The sequence below is a fragment of the Citrobacter sp. Cf087 genome (genome assembly GCF_030334285.1).
GTDB lineage: Bacteria > Pseudomonadota > Gammaproteobacteria > Enterobacterales > Enterobacteriaceae > Citrobacter > Citrobacter freundii.
Window position 1 is genome coordinate 86,207 of sequence record NZ_JAOWED010000031.1, and the last position, 15,078, is coordinate 101,284.

General features: G+C 51.7%; 12 protein-coding genes. All 12 read left to right on the forward strand.

Annotation, left to right across the window (positions count from 1 at the left end):
• Positions 1-8: 8 nt before the first annotated feature.
• The 12 genes from rlmN (at position 9) to OGV57_RS17095 (ending at position 15,026) form a co-directional block, all read left to right on the forward strand.
• The gene (rlmN, locus tag OGV57_RS17040; RefSeq protein WP_003037713.1) at positions 9-1,175 is read left to right on the forward strand and encodes a dual-specificity RNA methyltransferase RlmN; all 1,167 of its coding nucleotides are present in this window, start codon (positions 9-11) and stop codon (positions 1,173-1,175) included.
• A gap of 284 nt (positions 1,176-1,459) precedes the next feature.
• Positions 1,460-2,452 (forward strand): cytoskeleton protein RodZ, encoded by a 993-nt coding sequence (rodZ, locus tag OGV57_RS17045; RefSeq protein ID WP_003838449.1) that lies wholly within the window; start codon positions 1,460-1,462, stop codon positions 2,450-2,452.
• Positions 2,453-2,478: 26 nt separating this feature from the next.
• On the forward strand, positions 2,479-3,597 hold the full coding sequence (gene ispG / locus OGV57_RS17050; protein ID WP_003838451.1) for a flavodoxin-dependent (E)-4-hydroxy-3-methylbut-2-enyl-diphosphate synthase: 1,119 nt from the start codon (positions 2,479-2,481) through the stop codon (positions 3,595-3,597).
• A gap of 110 nt (positions 3,598-3,707) precedes the next feature.
• Positions 3,708-4,982: a histidine--tRNA ligase gene (hisS, locus tag OGV57_RS17055; protein WP_003835173.1), complete on the forward strand. Its 1,275-nt coding sequence runs from the start codon at positions 3,708-3,710 to the stop codon at positions 4,980-4,982.
• Positions 4,983-4,995: 13 nt separating this feature from the next.
• The gene (locus OGV57_RS17060; RefSeq protein WP_003037727.1) at positions 4,996-5,616 is read left to right on the forward strand and encodes a YfgM family protein; all 621 of its coding nucleotides are present in this window, start codon (positions 4,996-4,998) and stop codon (positions 5,614-5,616) included.
• A 10-nt stretch (positions 5,617-5,626) separates the two neighbouring features.
• The gene (gene bamB / locus OGV57_RS17065) at positions 5,627-6,805 is read left to right on the forward strand and encodes an outer membrane protein assembly factor BamB (RefSeq protein ID WP_003838454.1); all 1,179 of its coding nucleotides are present in this window, start codon (positions 5,627-5,629) and stop codon (positions 6,803-6,805) included.
• Between the two features lie 117 nt (positions 6,806-6,922).
• Positions 6,923-8,395: a ribosome biogenesis GTPase Der gene (der, locus tag OGV57_RS17070; RefSeq protein WP_003037733.1), complete on the forward strand. Its 1,473-nt coding sequence runs from the start codon at positions 6,923-6,925 to the stop codon at positions 8,393-8,395.
• A 300-nt stretch (positions 8,396-8,695) separates the two neighbouring features.
• A complete protein-coding gene (locus tag OGV57_RS17075) occupies positions 8,696-10,237 on the forward strand; it encodes a peptide MFS transporter (RefSeq protein ID WP_003037736.1) in 1,542 nt (513 codons plus the stop codon).
• Positions 10,238-10,300: 63 nt separating this feature from the next.
• On the forward strand, positions 10,301-11,335 hold the full coding sequence (locus OGV57_RS17080) for a Gfo/Idh/MocA family oxidoreductase (RefSeq protein ID WP_003838460.1): 1,035 nt from the start codon (positions 10,301-10,303) through the stop codon (positions 11,333-11,335).
• A gap of 53 nt (positions 11,336-11,388) precedes the next feature.
• Complete coding sequence (locus OGV57_RS17085; protein WP_003838464.1) at positions 11,389-11,607, forward strand: zinc ribbon domain-containing protein; 219 nt, start codon at positions 11,389-11,391, stop codon at positions 11,605-11,607.
• A gap of 205 nt (positions 11,608-11,812) precedes the next feature.
• Positions 11,813-14,011: an intimin-like inverse autotransporter SinH gene (sinH, locus tag OGV57_RS17090; RefSeq protein ID WP_054528644.1), complete on the forward strand. Its 2,199-nt coding sequence runs from the start codon at positions 11,813-11,815 to the stop codon at positions 14,009-14,011.
• Between the two features lie 58 nt (positions 14,012-14,069).
• Positions 14,070-15,026: a SinI family autotransporter-associated protein gene (locus OGV57_RS17095; protein ID WP_003838469.1), complete on the forward strand. Its 957-nt coding sequence runs from the start codon at positions 14,070-14,072 to the stop codon at positions 15,024-15,026.
• Positions 15,027-15,078: the final 52 nt, after the last annotated feature.

Sequence of the window (15,078 nt, forward strand, 5' to 3'; positions counted from 1 at the left end):
AAAAAATTATGTCTGAATTAGTTAACACCTCTGAAGTCGTCATTCCTGCGGTTCCAAATAAAAATGGAAAAATTAACCTGCTGGATCTGAACCGTCAGCAAATGCGAGAATTCTTCAAAGAGATGGGCGAAAAACCGTTTCGTGCCGATCAGGTCATGAAGTGGATGTACCACTATTGCAGCGACAACTTTGATGACATGACTGACATCAATAAGGTGCTGCGTAACAAGCTGAAAGAAGTGGCTGAAATTCGCGCCCCGGAAGTGGTGGAAGAGCAGCGTTCTTCTGACGGTACGATCAAATGGGCTATCGCTGTTGGCGATCAGCGCGTTGAAACGGTGTATATCCCGGAAGACGATCGTGCGACCCTGTGTGTTTCTTCACAGGTCGGTTGCGCATTAGAGTGTAAATTCTGCTCTACGGCGCAACAGGGCTTTAACCGTAACCTGCGGGTATCGGAGATCATTGGCCAGGTCTGGCGCGCGGCGAAAATCGTCGGCGCGGTCAAAGCAACGGGCGTGCGTCCTATCACCAACGTGGTGATGATGGGGATGGGTGAGCCGCTGCTCAACCTGACCAACGTAGTGCCGGCGATGGAAATCATGCTGGATGACTTCGGTTTTGGGTTGTCCAAGCGTCGCGTCACGCTCTCCACCTCGGGCGTTGTCCCTGCGCTGGATAAGCTGGGTGATATGATTGACGTCGCGCTGGCGATTTCTCTGCATGCGCCGAACGATGAAATTCGTGACGAAATTGTACCGATCAACAAAAAGTACAATATCGAAACATTCCTTGGCGCGGTTCGTCGTTATCTGGAGAAATCCAACGCTAACCAGGGCCGTGTGACCATTGAGTATGTGATGTTAGATCACATCAATGATGGCACTGAACACGCGCATCAGCTGGCAGAACTGCTGAAAGATACGCCGTGTAAGATCAACCTGATCCCGTGGAACCCGTTCCCGGGCGCGCCGTATGGCCGTAGTTCTAACAGCCGTATCGATCGTTTCTCCAAAGTGTTGATGAGCTATGGTTTCACCACCATTGTGCGTAAAACACGTGGCGATGACATCGATGCAGCCTGTGGTCAGTTGGCGGGCGACGTTATCGACCGTACCAAGCGTACTTTGCGTAAGCGTATGCAGGGCGACGCTATCGACATTAAGACCGTTTGATGTTGGCGCACTACGGTATAATTCTTGTACCGTAGTGCAACGTAAGCCATATGAGGTTTTTTGTTGTCGTCGTCAGGTCAATAATAACGGTGCGTTTTTGTCGACTTTAAGGCAGTATGTAACGGCGTAACAAGTGTTTAGCCCTCAGGTTTACGCCGTTTTGTCATTGATAGTCTGACCGTTTTATACTGTCTGACGAAGGTTAACTGACCAGATGTTTCGCGGTGTGGGTGAGCATTGTGGCTCGCCGGCATCAGAACCCAAATATTACGCAGCTGTAGCGAATGAATACTGAAGCCACGCACGACAAAAATGAAACACTATCCACCGGCATTCGTCTGCGCAATGCCCGTGAACAACTCGGATTCAGCCAGCAGGCAGTCGCGGAGCGACTTTGCCTGAAGGTCTCCACGGTACGCGATATTGAAGAAGATAAGGCGCCAGCCGATCTCGCTTCAACATTCCTGCGCGGGTATATCCGTTCTTATGCGCGTCTGGTGCATATTCCTGAAGAAGAACTGTTGCCAGGGCTGGAAAAACAGGCTCCGATTCGTCCTGCCAAAGTCGCACCGATGCAGAGCTTCTCGCTCGGTAAGCGTCGTAAGAAACGCGACGGCTGGTTAATGACCTTTACCTGGCTGGTACTGTTTGTCGTTGTCGGACTGACTGGCGCCTGGTGGTGGCAGAACCATAAAGCGCAGCAGGAAGAGATCACCACCATGGCCGATCAATCCTCCGCTGAGTTGAATGCCGGTAAAGAGGGTGCGCAGAATGTACCGTTAGATACCAGCGCTGCAGCAAGCCAGGATACCACGTCGGCTGCTGAAAATGGCGCGGTAACGGATTCAGCGCCAGCGCAACAAGATACCGCAGCGGCTCAGGCCCCGGCTGCTGATGCGCAACAAAACGCCGTCGTTGCCCCTTCTCAGGCTAACGTCGATACTGCAACCACAGCGCCAGCTACCGCGGCACCGCTGCCGACCGATCAGGCAGGTGTGACTACACCTGCAGCCGATCCTAACGCGCTGGTGATGAACTTTACCGCCGATTGCTGGCTGGAAGTCACCGATGCGACCGGTAAAAAACTGTTCAGCGGGATGCAGCGTAAAGATGGCAATCTGAATTTGACCGGTCAGGCACCGTACAAACTGAAGATTGGTGCTCCGGCGGCAGTGCAGATTCAGTTCCAGGGTAAACCTGTCGATCTGAGTCGTTTTATCAGAACTAACCAGGTTGCGCGTCTGACCGTTAATGCCGAACAATCACCGGCTCAGTAACAGACGGCAATGCGGGAGATTTTTTAATGCATAACCAGGCTCCAATTCAACGTAGAAAATCGACACGCATTTACGTTGGGAACGTGCCGATCGGCGATGGTGCGCCCATCGCCGTACAGTCTATGACTAATACGCGTACCACGGACGTGGAAGCGACGGTTAATCAGATTAAAGCGCTGGAACGCGTAGGCGCAGACATTGTTCGTGTCTCTGTACCGACAATGGATGCCGCAGAAGCGTTCAGGCTTATCAAACAGCAGGTTAACGTCCCGCTGGTTGCCGATATACACTTCGACTATCGTATCGCACTGAAGGTGGCGGAATACGGCGTTGATTGCCTGCGTATTAACCCAGGTAATATCGGCAGTGAAGAGCGTATTCGCATGGTGGTGGATTGCGCTCGTGATAAAAATATTCCTATCCGTATCGGCGTCAACGCCGGATCGCTGGAAAAAGATCTGCAGGAAAAATACGGTGAACCGACGCCTCAGGCGCTGCTGGAATCCGCGATGCGCCACGTGGATCACCTCGATCGTCTGAACTTCGATCAATTCAAAGTTAGTGTTAAAGCGTCTGACGTTTTCCTCGCCGTAGAATCCTATCGCCTGCTGGCGAAACAGATCGATCAACCGTTGCATCTGGGGATCACCGAAGCTGGTGGCCTGCGTAGTGGTTCGGTGAAGTCCGCGATCGGCCTTGGCCTGCTGTTATCTGAAGGGATCGGCGATACGCTGCGTGTTTCTCTGGCGGCCGATCCGGTGGAAGAGATCAAAGTTGGTTTCGATATCCTGAAATCGCTGCGCATTCGCGCGCGCGGGATCAACTTCATCGCTTGCCCAACCTGTTCGCGTCAGGAGTTTGACGTTATCGGTACGGTTAACGCGCTGGAGCAACGCCTGGAGGATATCATTACGCCAATGGACGTTTCGATCATCGGCTGCGTAGTAAACGGCCCTGGTGAAGCGCTGGTTTCTACGCTGGGCGTGACGGGCGGTAACAAGAAAAGCGGCCTGTATGAAGACGGCGTGCGTAAGGACAGACTCGATAACGACGACATGATTACGCAGCTTGAAGCCCGCATTCGTGCCAAAGCAAGTATTCTGGACGAAGCGCGTCGTATCGACGTGCAGCAGCTTGAAAAATAACAACGTGATGGGAAGCGGCATGCTTCCCGTGTATGATTGAACCCGCATGGCGCCCGCATTGTTCGGGTTAGCGCTGAGGGTTCATTTTTATATTCATAAAGAGAATAAACGTGGCAAAAAACATTCAAGCCATTCGCGGCATGAACGATTATCTGCCTGGCGAAACCGCCATCTGGCAGCGCATTGAAGGCACTCTTAAAAACGTGCTCGGCAGCTACGGTTACAGTGAAATCCGCTTGCCGATTGTAGAGCAGACCCCGTTATTCAAACGCGCGATCGGTGAAGTCACCGACGTGGTTGAAAAAGAGATGTATACCTTTGAGGACCGTAATGGCGACAGCCTGACGTTGCGTCCTGAAGGGACTGCGGGCTGCGTACGCGCCGGCATCGAACATGGTCTCCTGTACAATCAGGAACAGCGTCTGTGGTATATCGGGCCGATGTTCCGCCACGAACGTCCGCAGAAAGGACGCTATCGTCAATTCCATCAGCTGGGTGTCGAAGTGTTTGGCCTGCAAGGCCCGGACATCGATGCGGAACTGATTATGCTGACCGCTCGCTGGTGGCGCGCGCTGGGTATTTCTCAGCATGTCAGCCTGGAGCTGAACTCGATCGGTTCGCTTGAAGCCCGCGCTAACTACCGTGATGCGCTGGTTGCCTACCTGGAACTGCACAAAGAGAAACTGGACGAAGACTGCAAGCGCCGTATGTACACCAACCCGCTGCGCGTTCTCGACTCCAAAAACCCGGAAGTGCAGGCGCTGCTCAACGACGCGCCTGCACTGGGCGACTATCTGGATGACGACTCGCGCGAGCACTTCGCGGGCTTGTGCAAACTGCTGGAGTCCGCAGGCATTGCTTACACCGTCAATCAGCGTCTGGTTCGTGGTCTTGATTACTACAACCGCACCGTATTTGAGTGGGTCACCAGCAGCCTGGGCTCTCAGGGTACCGTGTGTGCCGGTGGTCGTTACGACGGTCTGGTAGAGCAACTTGGCGGTCGTGCAACGCCTGCCGTGGGCTTTGCTATGGGTCTGGAACGACTTGTTTTGTTAGTTCAGGCAGTTAATCCGGAATTTAACGCAGATCCTGTTGTCGATATATACCTGGTCGCTTCAGGGGCGGACACGCAGTCGGCAGCAATGACGCTTGCAGAACGTCTGCGCGATGAAGTTCCTGGTGTGAAACTGATGACAAACCACGGTGGCGGCAACTTTAAGAAACAGTTTGCCCGTGCCGATAAGTGGGGCGCCCGCGTTGCACTGGTACTGGGCGAGTCCGAAGTGGCTGACGGTACTGTTGTAGTGAAGGATTTGCGCTCTGGTGAGCAAACGGCAGTAGCGCAGGATAGCGTTGCCGCGCATTTGCGCACTTTACTGGGCTAAGGAGAAGGACAGCGTGGAAATTTACGAGAACGAACACGACCAGGTTGATGCGGTAAAACGCTTCTTTGCTGAAAACGGCAAGGCGCTGGCTGTTGGGATCATTTTAGGGGTTGGCGCGCTGGTTGGTTGGCGTTACTGGACCAGCCATCAGACGGAGTCCGCACGCTCTGCTTCTCTGGCGTATCAAAATACGGTAACTGCGGTTAGCGCGGGTAAACCGGACAGCATTCCTGCCGCTGAGAAATTTGCTGCAGAGAATAAAAATACCTATGGCGCGCTGGCTTCACTGGAACTGGCGCAGCAGTTTGTTGACCAAAATGAACTTGAGAAAGCCGCAAGCCAACTGCAACAAGGCTTGGCTGCGACCAGCGATGAAAATCTCAAAGCAGTGATAAACCTGCGTCTGGCTCGTGTTCAGGTTCAGCTTAAACAGGCTGATACCGCGCTGAAAACACTCGAAACCATTAAAGGTGAAGGGTGGGCGGCCATTGTTGCCGATCTGCGTGGTGAAGCGTTGTTGAGTAAAGGCGACAAACAAGGTGCGCGTAGCGCATGGGAAGCGGGTGTGAAAAGCGATGCCTCTCCTGCTCTGAGCGAAATGATGCAGATGAAAATCAATAATTTGTCCATCTGAGAGGGACCCGATGCAATTGCGTAAATTACTTCTGCCAGGGCTGCTTTCCGTTACCCTATTGAGCGGCTGTTCACTGTTTAGTGGCGAAGAAGATGTCGTTAAGATGTCCCCATTACCGGTGGTTGAAAACCAGTTTACTCCGTCTACGGAATGGAGCACCTCTGTAGGAAACGGTATTGGTGATTTCTATTCCAATCTTCATCCTGCGCTGGCGGATAACGTTGTCTATGCTGCCTCTCGCGCTGGTGTAGTTAAAGCGTTGAACGCAGGCGACGGCAAAGAAGTCTGGTCTGTGAATCTGGGTGAGAAAGATGGCTGGTTCTCCCGTGCATCTGCACAGCTTTCTGGCGGTGTAACCGTGGCCGGCGGTCATGTTTATATCGGCAGTGAAAAAGCACAGGTTTATGCGCTGAACACCAGTGACGGTACTACCGCATGGCAGACGAAAGTCGCTGGTGAAGCGCTGTCTCGTCCTGTTGTGAGCGATGGCGTGGTATTGATCCACACCAGCAACGGTCAGTTGCAGGCCTTAAACGAAGCCGACGGCGCCATCAAATGGACCGTTAACCTCGACATGCCTTCTCTGTCTCTGCGTGGTGAATCCGCTCCGGCAACCGCCTTTGGCGCAGCTATTGTTGGCGGTGATAACGGTCGCGTAAGCGCCGTGCTGATGCAGCAGGGCCAGATGATTTGGCAGCAGCGTATCTCTCAGGCGACAGGCCCAACGGAAATCGATCGTCTGAGCGACGTTGATACCACGCCGGTTATCGTCAATGGCGTTGTTTACGCGCTGGCTTATAATGGTAACCTGACGGCGTTGGATCTGCGCAGTGGTCAGATCATGTGGAAACGCGAACTGGGCTCGGTGAATGATTTCATCGTCGACGGTAACCGTATCTACCTGGTTGACCAGAACGATCGCGTGCTGGCACTGACCACCGATGGCGGCGTGACGCTGTGGACGCAAAGCGATCTGCTGCACCGTCTGCTGACGTCCCCGGTATTGTATAACGGCAATCTGGTCGTCGGTGATAGCGAAGGCTACCTGCACTGGATTAACGTTGACGATGGCCGTTTTGTTGCCCAGCAGAAAGTTGACAGCTCAGGTTTCCTGACCGAGCCGGTCTCTGCTGATGGTAAACTGCTGATCCAGGCGAAAGACGGTACGCTGTACTCTATTACGCGTTAATCGTCGCGGCCGCTCGCTTTGAAAAACGGCTCCTGGTGCAGGGGCCGTTTTACTGTTTTTAACAACGGAGCAAAAATGTGCCCGTTGTCTGATGATTTTTTAAATGAGGCTTTAAACATGGTACCTGTGGTCGCGCTTGTCGGGCGCCCTAACGTTGGCAAATCCACGTTATTTAACCGTCTAACTCGCACCCGAGATGCGCTGGTTGCGGATTTCCCGGGTCTGACTCGTGACCGTAAGTACGGTCGTGCGGAAATTGAAGGCCGCGAGTTTATCTGTATTGATACCGGCGGTATTGATGGCACCGAAGACGGTGTTGAAACCCGTATGGCGGAACAGTCGCTGTTGGCTATCGAAGAAGCGGACGTTGTGCTGTTCATGGTGGATGCGCGTGCTGGCCTGATGCCAGCGGATGCAGCTATTGCGAAACATCTGCGCTCGCGCCAGAAACCGACGTTCCTGGTAGCCAACAAAACTGACGGACTCGATCCTGACCAGGCGGTTGTTGATTTCTACTCTCTGGGTCTGGGTGAAATTTATCCGATCGCGGCGTCCCATGGTCGTGGCGTTCTCAGCCTGCTGGAGCATGTTCTGCTGCCGTGGATGGATGACGTTGCTCCGCAGGAAGAAGTCGACGAAGACGCGGAATACTGGGCGCAGCTGGAAGCCAAAGAAAATGGCGAAGAAGAGCCTGAAGATGATTTCAATCCGCAGGATTTGCCGATCAAACTGGCGATCGTGGGTCGCCCGAACGTAGGTAAGTCCACACTTACTAACCGTATTCTTGGCGAAGATCGTGTGGTGGTTTACGACATGCCGGGGACCACGCGTGACAGTATTTATATTCCGATGCAGCGCGATGAGCGCGAATATGTGCTTATCGATACCGCGGGCGTGCGTAAGCGCGGCAAAATTACCGAAGCGGTAGAAAAATTCTCAGTTATCAAAACGCTGCAGGCGATTGAAGATGCCAACGTGGTGATGCTGGTGATTGACGCGCGCGAAGGGATTTCCGATCAGGACCTGTCGCTGCTGGGCTTTATCCTCAACAGTGGGCGCTCACTTGTTATCGTTGTGAACAAGTGGGATGGTCTGACGCAGGAAGTAAAAGAGCAGGTCAAAGAGACGCTGGACTTCCGTCTGGGCTTTATTGATTTTGCACGCGTACACTTTATCTCTGCGCTGCACGGCAGCGGTGTGGGTAATCTGTTTGAATCGGTCCGTGAAGCGTATGACAGCTCCACCCGTCGCGTGAGCACCGCGATGCTGACGCGCATCATGACCATGGCAGTAGAAGATCATCAGCCGCCACTGGTGCGTGGTCGTCGTGTGAAGCTGAAATACGCCCACGCGGGCGGTTATAACCCGCCAATCGTGGTGATTCACGGCAACCAGGTCAAAGACCTGCCGGATTCCTACAAGCGTTATCTGATGAACTATTTCCGCAAATCTCTGGACGTAATGGGCACGCCGATCCGTATTCAGTTCAAAGAAGGGGAAAACCCGTTTGCCAACAAACGCAATACGCTGACTCCGACTCAGATGCGTAAACGTAAGCGTTTGATTAAACACATTAAAAAAAGCAAGTAATCGTTGCTGATGCAGATGAAAACCCGCGCTTGTCGCGGGTTTTTTTTCGTTATTCCAACGTCAACCTCAGCCCGCGCAATGTCAATCACTATTCGTTTTTTACCAAGTTTAAATCTAAGAAAGTAGACAATTGTCGAGTTTTCATCTTAAAGTCCCCCGGTTGGTACTAGACAAAACTACTGCCAGGTTATCAAATGGTTAAATAAATCTTCGCCGCATGTAAAAAATCGACCAGCTACGTAACTGGTCGGCGTACATCGCGGTGTTTACACGCACGACGACATAACTTTCGGGAGAATTATGCAATCCTCTGTTAATCAAAAAGAAAGCCGAACTTTCTTCGGTCATCCTTATCCGCTCGGCTCATTGTTCTTTACTGAGATGTGGGAGCGTTTTTCGTTTTATGGCATTCGTCCGTTACTGATCCTGTTTATGGCGGCTACCGTTTATGACGGTGGCATGGGACTGGCGCGTGAAAATGCCTCGGCGATTGTCGGTATCTTTGCCGGTACCATGTATCTTGCTGCGCTGCCAGGTGGCTGGCTGGCGGATAACTGGCTTGGTCAGCAAAAAGCGGTGTGGTATGGCTCCATCCTGATAGCACTTGGTCACCTGTCGATTGCACTCTCGGCCATCATGGGTGACAACCTGTTTTTTATTGGCCTGATGTTCATTGTGCTCGGTTCTGGCCTGTTCAAAACCTGTATCTCGGTGATGGTGGGTACGCTGTATAAAAAAGGCGATGCGCGCCGTGACGGCGGTTTCTCGCTGTTCTACATGGGTATCAACCTGGGTTCCTTCATCGCGCCATTGATCTCCGGCTGGCTGATTAAAACTCACGGCTGGCACTGGGGTTTTGGTATCGGTGGTATCGGAATGTTGGTGGCATTGCTCATCTTCCGTATCTTTGCCGTTCCGGCGATGAAACGCTACGATAGCGAAGTGGGCCTGGACTCGACCTGGAACAGCCCGGTTGTGAAACGTAATGGTGTGGGCGCGTGGCTGCTGGCGTTGGCAGTTGGTGTAGCAATTGTTGTTACCCTGATTGCGCAGGGAGTGATTGTGATTAACCCGGTCGCGGTTGCCAGCATGCTGGTGTACGTGATTGCCGCGTCAGTTGCGCTTTACTTTATCTATCTGTTCGTCTTTGCGGGGCTGAACCGTAAAGAACGCGCCAGGCTGCTGGTTTGCTTTATCCTGCTGGTTTCCGCTGCGTTCTTCTGGTCTGCCTTTGAGCAGAAACCTACCTCGTTCAACCTGTTCGCCAACGACTACACTAACCGTATGATCGGCGATTTTGAAATCCCGGCAGTATGGTTCCAGTCGATTAACGCTTTGTTCATCATTCTGCTGGCCCCGGTATTCAGCTGGGCGTGGCCAAAACTGGCGAGCATGAATATTCGCCCAAGCAGTATCACCAAGTTTGTCATCGGCATTCTCTGCGCAGCGGCGGGCTTTGGCGTGATGATGCTGGCGGCGCAAGACGTGCTGGCAAATGGCGGCGCGGGTGTTTCTCCATTCTGGCTGGTAGGCAGTATCCTGATGCTTACGCTCGGCGAGCTGTGTCTGAGCCCAATTGGTCTGGCGACCATGACGCTGTTGGCACCGGAAAGAATGCGTGGACAGATGATGGGTCTGTGGTTCTGCGCCAGTGCGCTGGGTAACCTGGCCGCGGGTCTGATTGGTGGTCATGTGAAGGCCGACCAGCTTGATATGCTGCCAGATCTCTTCGCGCGCTGCTCGATTGCGCTGCTTATCTGCGCCGCGGTACTGATCGTTCTCATTGTTCCGATTCGTCGCATGCTGGAGAATACACAGACTAAACCGGCAACTAGCGCCTGATAGCACCTCGATGATGCCGGGGCAGACGTTATGCCCCGGTAATTCAACTTTTGAGGTGAGAACATGCTGTTAGGGTTTGTTGGGCTGGGCGCAGTCGTTGAAACGGCATACTTGCCCGCATTACGTAGCCTCTTCGGTGATTCATTACGCTGTGTGGGGTTTGATGTTCAACCCACAAAACAGCCAGCAGGCGTGACGCGTTGTACGTCGCTCGAAGAGCTGCTTACTCAGCCTCTTGATACCCTGTTCATCACGACCGCATCCTTGCATCACCTTGAGGTGCTTGAACAGGCCCTGGCCTCTCCCATCGCACGTATCGTGGTTGAAAAACCTATTGTCGCCACGCTCTCCCAAATTGAAAAACTGAAAATGCTGCTGGCTCAACCAGGCGCTGCCGATCGTGTACTGGCACTCGACCACTGGATGGCGCGCATCGAAACGGTGAAACGAGGGTTGGTCAGCACTTTTGCCGAGATTGTGAAAATCGAAGGTTTCTTGCAGGAGCCAAGTGGATTTAACGCTGCAGGGGAGCCGATAGCGCTTAACTTTGCCACCGGTGAACCGGACACGCGTGAACTTCGCCACCCGGATGGCGTGATTCTGGATATCGGTACGCACGTGTTAGCAATGCTGCGGGAAACGGTACGGTATCTGGGAGGGAATAATGAGATGGTGCTGCGGTTAGTGAGTGCTAAAGACCGTCTGGGACGTGATATCCCCCAGAGTGACCTGACCACGGCAGAAGGCGAGGCGCATCTTCAGGGGCAGATTAGCGGCATTCCACTGGATATCTGGCTCAACAAATATGCAGGGCCAGCTGGTGGGCAAAAAGGTCTGCGGCTTTATCTGCATGACGGACGTATTATCAGCCATGACCGACGCGGTACAGAAGATGTACTGGAAGTGATTGACGGCGAGGTGGTACAACGCTGGAGCATTACTGGTACGATTTACGCCCATTGTCTCGCTGAGCAAATTCTGGGAGCGCAAAGTTTGTTTGAACGTTGTCCGCAGGAGGTGAGCCAAACGACACTGCGCAGGCTGGAAGAAGTGGAGTGCCTGTTAACATTGCAGCAGCAGTTACGTGGGCCACATTAAGCGCATGGTGTTAAAATAAAAGCAGCAATACATTTTCTGTATAAGGACACGATATGTCGATTACCTGCCCGGATTGTCATGCAGAGCTGGAGCCGCAAAATGGTGTGGCGCACTGCGAGCATTGTCACAAAGATATTCAACTGGAAGCGCGTTGTCCGGAATGCCATCTGCCACTGCAAGTATTAAAAGCCTGCGGAGCGGTGGATTATTTCTGTCAGAACGGCCATGGCCTTATTTCGAAGAAACGCGTGGAATATAATGTCATAATATAAATTATATTATGAATAATTTTTGCTGATTAATATTTATTATGAATGCTAATCAGCTTTAATCATTATTATTACAAATATTTTATCTTGCTTTGATAATCTGGCTGATTTTTTAGGATTATATTTAGGTTATAAAGGCATTCATTAGCGTGAATCATAAATATAATGTTCCTGTTGTACAGCAACTTTGTTAATACAGGAACATGTTATGGCCCGAAGGGCGCGCTTTGTTATCTTGCTTGTTCTATTCGTTTCTGGCGCAGTTATTGCCGGGGACAATATTGTTGCGCCTGCAGCAATCAATAACATAAGTGAGTCTACGTTGCCCGATCTCGGCAGTGAGTCGGTACTAAAAGAACAGCATAATAACGAAGATCAATCCATTAAAGAGAAAGGTGTCGACTATTTTATTAACTCTGCGACACAAGGCTTTGAAAACCTGACGCCTGACGCGTTGAAATCACAGGCGCAAAGCTATTTGCAAAATCAAATTACCTCCTCCACGCAATCGTATATAGAAGGGTTAATGTCACCGTACGGAAAAGTACGGACCAGTTTATCTGTTGGCGAAGGGGGCGATCTTGATGGTAGCTCTCTCGACTATTTTGTTCCCTTATACGACAACCAATATACATTGATTTTTAGCCAAGTCTCCGCGCAGCGTAAAGAGGACCGGACCATTGGAAATATCGGTTTTGGCTTGCGTCAAAATGTGGGGGATTGGTTACTCGGCGGCAACGCTTTTTATGACTACGATTTTAGCCGTGGGCACCGTCGCTTAGGTTTGGGCACTGAGGCATGGACAGATTATCTGAAGCTCTCTGGCAACTATTACCATCCACTTTCTGACTGGAAAGAGTCTGAGGATTTCGAGTTTTATGAAGAGCGCCCCGCCCGGGGATGGGATATTCGGGCTGAAAGCTGGCTGTCATTTTATCCACAGATCGGTGGGAAATTAGTCTACGAGCAGTACTATGGCGATGAAGTGGCATTATTTGGTACCGACAATTTACAAAAAAATCCCCATGCGGTAACCGTTGGTCTCAATTACATGCCTGTGCCGATGGTCACGTTGGGTGCAGATTACAAAGCCGGCACTGGAGATAATGCCGACCTTAGCATCAACGCAACCGTCACTTATCAGTTAGGTACGCCCCTGGCGGCTCAGCTTGATCCGGAAAACGTAAAAATTCAGCGCTCTTTAATGGGCAGTCGTACCGATTTTGTCGAGCGTAATAATTTTATCGTTCTTGAATACCGTGAAAAAGATCCCCTTGATGTTGCGTTATGGCTCAAAGCCGATGCGACCAATGTCCATCCTGAATGCGTAATTGAAGACACGCCTGAGTCTGCGGTGGGACTGGAGAAATGTAAGTGGACGATCAATGCGCTTGTCTCTCATCACTACAAAATCATCTCCGCCTCCTGGCAGGCAAAAAATAATGCCAATCGCACATTAGTGATGCCAGTAGTAAAAGCTGATGCCCTCACTGAAGGGAATAATAATCGCTGGAATCTGGTCCTCCCTGCGTGGGTCAATGCGGATACAGAAGCACAGCGTACAGAGTTAAATACCTGGAAAGTGCGCATGACCCTGGAAGATGAAAAGGGGAATAAGCAAAACTCGGGTGCTGTGGAAATTACCGTCCAGCAGGATCGTAAAATCGAATTGATTGTCGATAACGTCGCTGACGCCGATCGTACCGATCATAGCCATGAGGCCAGCGCTTTGGCGGATGGCGTCGATGGTGTTGTGATGGACTTGGTGCTGACTGATTCATTTGGGGATACGACCGATCGTAACGGTAAAGTGCTGGTGGATGAGGCTATGGCGCCTGAACTCTATGACAGCAATGACAAAAAGGTGTCGCTTTCCTCCACAGCTTGTACCGCCGAATTGCCCTGCGTCTTCATTGCCAGCCGTGACAAAAAGGCGGGAACCGTCACGCTCTCCAGTACGCTTCCTGGTACGTTTCGCTGGAAAGCGAAGGAAGACGTCTACGGCGACAGTAACTATGTTGACGTGACGTTTACCGGTGATGCGTTTGATGCGTTGAATGCGCTCATTTATCAAATGAAAACATCTTCTCCCGTTAATTTGAGCGGCAAACAAGATAGGCATCCTGTCGTTAATAATACCTATCGATTTGTACTGTGGCGTGATGCCAATAAAGACGGCGTTTTCCAGATGTCAGAACAACTGGCAGAAGATGAAATGGCGCTTTATGACTATCAATGGGAATTTACCGGGCAAAGCGTGACGGGAAATACCGGAGCACAAGCCAATACCCGCAATGAAGATCTGGTGTTGCCAGCAACAAATAGAGAGGCTGCGCAAAAATTCGCTGCTCATGAGCAGGATGGTATTCAGGGCTATGGCATACGCGTGGTGTATAGCCAGAAATAGTGTCAGCGTAGTGGCTGACCAGCCAGTCGCTGAATGTTGAAGAAAAAGGAGAGTCTTGATGCAATTAGTATTAAAACGGCGGCTGACGAAGGTCGCACTGGCGTTGGCTGTGGCAGGGTATTGTGCTGTGCCTGCAGTCGCGGCTAATGGGAATCTGAAAGCCGGTCAGTGGCAAAGCGCGACAGAAAGTACCGGTACTATTCAAGGGACTATCCCGTGGATTACACGGGCTGCAGATAAAACGGCGGAAACGGATAAAGCACATGTCACGGTGACGATTGACCGTGGTAGTCGAACCGTGGCAACTGAAGGTGATCGGCAGTTTCACGCGGGCGACAAAGTGAAGGTCAACTGGGCTATCGGCGATACGGAAGGTGACCTGGATGCGGATAACACGGCGACCAAAGCGACTGTGCAGTGGATGAGCTATAGCGATCAGAATGGCGGCGATGCACAAGAGATAGGTACAAAAGGCAGCGACACCTATGAAATTCAGGCTGCGGATGCCGATCGCTACATCGGTATTAAAATTACGCCTACCACAACTACCGGCGATCCGAATGTTGCCACAGAATTGCTGCTAAACGATCTGTCGACCAACGCTGGCGGTGGTTCTGACGATGATGACATTCCGGAAGGTCCGGTGGTCGATGAAAATGTCCACGTCGTCATCTACGAGGCGGGTACAACAACCAATCTGTTGGGCACGAGCACCAAACTTAAAACCAACACCACCTATAAAGTGCTGCTGTGGAAAGATAAAAACGCCAGTCGCTCTTACGATGCAGGTGAAGAAGTTACCAGTGATTACAACTACCGCTGGAAATTCACCGGTAACAGTCTGCAGTTGGGCACTGTGGGTGGGATTGTCAACGCTACCTACAACAATAGCGATCTGGTTATTCCGCTTACCAACGCCGAAGCGAAGGCTGCCTTCGATTATGCCGATGGCGTTACCCTCGGCAACGATGGCGTCCAGGGATATGGCTTGTCTATCGACTACCAACGTAAATAAAACCGTGCAAGACCGCTTCCTTAGGGAGCGGTTTTTCCGCGCCCTTTGTTTA

Coding starts and splice junctions, on each gene's coding strand:
- OGV57_RS17075 (WP_003037736.1), top strand. CDS start 8,696: ATGCAATCCTCTGTTAATCAAAAAGAAAGCCGAACTTTCTTCGGTCAT.
- ispG (WP_003838451.1), top strand. CDS start 2,479: ATGCATAACCAGGCTCCAATTCAACGTAGAAAATCGACACGCATTTAC.
- bamB (WP_003838454.1), top strand. CDS start 5,627: ATGCAATTGCGTAAATTACTTCTGCCAGGGCTGCTTTCCGTTACCCTA.
- OGV57_RS17095 (WP_003838469.1), top strand. CDS start 14,070: ATGCAATTAGTATTAAAACGGCGGCTGACGAAGGTCGCACTGGCGTTG.
- rlmN (WP_003037713.1), top strand. CDS start 9: ATGTCTGAATTAGTTAACACCTCTGAAGTCGTCATTCCTGCGGTTCCA.
- der (WP_003037733.1), top strand. CDS start 6,923: ATGGTACCTGTGGTCGCGCTTGTCGGGCGCCCTAACGTTGGCAAATCC.
- sinH (WP_054528644.1), top strand. CDS start 11,813: ATGGCCCGAAGGGCGCGCTTTGTTATCTTGCTTGTTCTATTCGTTTCT.
- OGV57_RS17085 (WP_003838464.1), top strand. CDS start 11,389: ATGTCGATTACCTGCCCGGATTGTCATGCAGAGCTGGAGCCGCAAAAT.
- rodZ (WP_003838449.1), top strand. CDS start 1,460: ATGAATACTGAAGCCACGCACGACAAAAATGAAACACTATCCACCGGC.
- OGV57_RS17080 (WP_003838460.1), top strand. CDS start 10,301: ATGCTGTTAGGGTTTGTTGGGCTGGGCGCAGTCGTTGAAACGGCATAC.